3 protein-coding genes are annotated in these 2,488 nt (G+C 69.7%); all 3 read right to left on the bottom strand.

From position 1 onward, the window contains the following. A partial coding sequence (locus tag VEG08_14200; protein ID HXZ29141.1) for a Mur ligase domain-containing protein occupies positions 1-878 on the bottom strand: 878 nt, incomplete at its 3' end. Continuing rightward, positions 875-1,870, bottom strand: a complete 996-nt coding sequence (locus VEG08_14195; protein ID HXZ29140.1) for an LD-carboxypeptidase — start codon at positions 1,868-1,870, stop codon at positions 875-877. The genes VEG08_14200 and VEG08_14195, both read right to left, overlap by 4 nt. A gap of 12 nt (positions 1,871-1,882) precedes the next feature. After that, on the bottom strand, positions 1,883-2,488 hold a 606-nt coding region (gene dapF, locus VEG08_14190; GenBank protein ID HXZ29139.1), incomplete at its 5' end, for a diaminopimelate epimerase.

The following is a 2,488-nucleotide window of genomic DNA, read 5'->3' as shown; positions in this document are numbered from 1 at the left end:
GCGGTGGCGTTGAGCACGTTGTACTCGCCGGCGAGCGGGAAGGCGAAGTCGGCCCAGGGCTTGCCGTCCCGCTCGACCGACCACGCGGTTTCTTCGGGCGTGAAGCGCTCCTCGGTGATGCGCCAGGCGGCATGGCCGGTGAAACCGTAGCGCTCGACCGGGCAGAAGGCCTTGGCGACGCACTCGTCCACGGTCGAGGCGCCGTCCCAGGCCACGATGGAGCCGCGGCGCGGCACCAGGTTGACCAGGCGGCGGAAGGCGGTCTTCACTTCCTCCAGGTCCTTGTAGATGTCGGCGTGGTCGAACTCGACCGAGGTGAGCAGCACGCGGTCGGGCATGTAGTGCAGGAACTTGGGGCCCTTGTCGAAGAAGGCGGTGTCGTACTCGTCGCCCTCGAGGATGAAGTGCTTCCCTTCCCTGACGGCGAAGCTGGAGCCGAAGTTTTCGGCGATGCCGCCGATGAGGAAGGAGGGCTTGAGGCCCGCCACCTCGAAGATCCACGCCAGCATGGAGGTGGTGGTGGTCTTGCCGTGGGTGCCGGCGACCACGATCACCTCGCGGCCCTTCAGGAATTCCTCGGCCAGCACCTGCGGGAGGGAGCGCATGGGCAGGTGGTGGTCGAGCACGTATTCCAGTTCGGGATTGCCGCGCGAGATGGCGTTGCCGACGACGACCAGGTCGGGATGCGGCTTCAGGTGCTCCTCGCGGTAGGGCTGGGCGACGGCGATGCCGAGGCCGGCGAGGAAGTCGGACATGGGCGGGTAGGCGGCGGCGTCGGAGCCGGTGACGCGGAAGCCGCGCTCGCGCAGCATGCCGGCCAGCGAGGCCATGGCGGTGCCGCAGACGCCGATCAGATGGATGTGGCGGACCGGGCTCATGACTGCGGCGCGGGCGCGACCGGGGCCGGCTTGGCTGCGGGCGCGGCGATGGTCGCCGCCTCCAGCACCGCCAGCCGCACTTCTTTCTTGACGTCCAGAGAGGCGCGCACGCCGATGGGCAGCGTGATGTTCTCCCGCTCCACGTGGCCGGAGCGCAGGCCGTAGGCCACCGGGATCCCCAGATCGCCCACCACCCGCTGCAGCACCTGCGCCAGGGTGTAGGGCTGCTCGGGCTGCTGCTGGCATCCCGGCATCTCGCCGAAGAGCAGGCCGCGCACGCCTCGGAGCTTGCCCGCCAGCTTCAACTGCATGAGCATGCGGTCCACCTGGAAGGGCTTCACGTTCACGTCTTCCAGGAAGAGGATGGTGCCCTCAGTCTTGATCTCGTAGGGCGTGCCCAGCGAGGCCACCAGGATGGAGAGGCATCCGCCGTAGAGGATGCCCTGGGCGCGGCCCTCGACCAGCGGGGTCACGCCGGAACCGGGGACAGGCGCGATCTCCCAGCGCTCCTTGCCGACGGTGGCGGCCGCCCAGGAAGGGACGTGCAGGCCGTCTTCGGCGGCGAAGTCCTTGGTGACCATGGGGCCGTGGAAGGTGACCAGGCGGGCGGCGTCGGCGAACCAGGTGAGCAGCGCGCTGACGTCGCTGTAGCCCATGAAGATCTTGGGATGGGCGGCGATCTTGTCGAGGTCCAGCTCCGGCAGCAGGTAGTTGCAGCCGTAGCCGCCGCGCGCGCACAGCACCGCGCGCACCTCCTCGCGGGTGAACATCTCTTCCAGCTCGCGCGCGCGCCGGCGCACCTTGCCGGCGAAGTAGAGGTCCTGGTCGAAGATGGAGTCCAGGTAGAAGGGCTTGTAGCCCAGCCGCCACAGGGCGAGGCATCCGGCGTCGAGCAGGTTGCGCTGGATGGGGCTGCCGGGAGCGATGATGCCCACGGTGTCGCCGGGACGGAGGGCGGGCGGCTTGAGGCGAGGCTTTTCGGCGGCAGCCATGAATCCCTAATGTTAAATGAAAAACTCGCCGCGGCCGATGAGTTGTGCCGGGCCGGTGAGGAATACTTCTTTCTCCCAGCGGACGCTCTGCGCGCCGCCGGGGGCGCGCACCTCGACCGGCGACTCCGCCTTGCCGGCGGCGATGGCGGCCACGGCCGAGGCGCAGGAGCCGGTGCCGGAGGAGAGCGTCTCGCCCACGCCGCGCTCGAAGAAGCGGGCCTCGACGGCGTGGACGTCGAGCGGGCGCACCATCTCCACGTTGATCGAGTACTTGAAGTCGTGATGCTTGGCCATCTCCGCCGCCTCCGCCTGCCAGCCCGGGCCGTACTGCTCGACGAAGACCACGAAGTGCGGGTTGCCCATGGAGACGGGGATGCCGCTGACCTCGCCGAAGGCCAGCTGGATGGAGAAGCGCTCGCCCACCTGGGGCTCGCCCATCGCGGTCTCGAAGTCGAAGCAGCTGCCGGCGCGGCGGGCGAGGCGGCACTCGCGGATGCCGGCGCCGGTGCGCACGCGCACGCGCTCGCCGCCGTGCTCCGCCACCCAGCGCGCGGCCACGCAGCGGGTGCCGTTGCCGGAGATCTCGGCCTCGGAGCCGTCGGCGTTGAAGAGGCGGGC

The organism is Terriglobales bacterium (assembly GCA_035624475.1).
Classification (GTDB): Bacteria; Acidobacteriota; Terriglobia; order Terriglobales; family Acidobacteriaceae; genus DASPRL01.
Note: the sequence above shows the minus strand (reverse complement) of the source record. Positions and strands in the feature narration are given on the sequence as shown.